The 433-nt window shown below is 48.5% G+C and carries 1 protein-coding gene; it reads right to left on the bottom strand.

From position 1 onward, the window contains the following. Positions 1-122: 122 nt before the first annotated feature. A partial coding sequence (tnpB, locus tag EFBL_RS15875; RefSeq protein WP_096183062.1) for an IS66 family insertion sequence element accessory protein TnpB occupies positions 123-433 on the bottom strand: 311 nt, incomplete at its 5' end.

Below are 433 nucleotides of genomic sequence, written 5' to 3'. Positions count from 1 at the left end.
TTGAAGTTCTTCAATTGTAGACGGGTTCGTATTCGCTATTGTTTTCATACGTATAGATTTCAATAAATGACCGCGATTTCCTGTCGACACACGGAAAAGATGTGAGAGAACACCGAAGGTTTTCAAAGAATCGTGCGTGCTGTGACCTCAGGGTGAGCTTGCCGCTGTTCCAGCGAAAGACCATCGAGCAACCAGCGCAGTTCGCGACGGCTAATCTTCAAAGGGGATGAGTTCGTTTCCGTAGGCCACTGGAAGGTACCGCGCTCCAATCGGCGATAATAAAGCCAGAAACCGTTATGCTCCCAATGGAGAATCTTCAGTTTGTCGCGTTGCCGGTTGCAAAATACAAAGAGGCAGGGAGAAAACGGATCGAGATCAAAGCCTTCTTTGACAAGGACTGCCAGTCCGTCAATCGACTTTCGTAGATCGGTGC

Source organism: Effusibacillus lacus (assembly GCF_002335525.1).
Lineage (GTDB): Bacteria > Bacillota > Bacilli > Tumebacillales > Effusibacillaceae > Effusibacillus > Effusibacillus lacus.
This window is presented reverse-complemented; position numbering and strand designations above follow the sequence as displayed.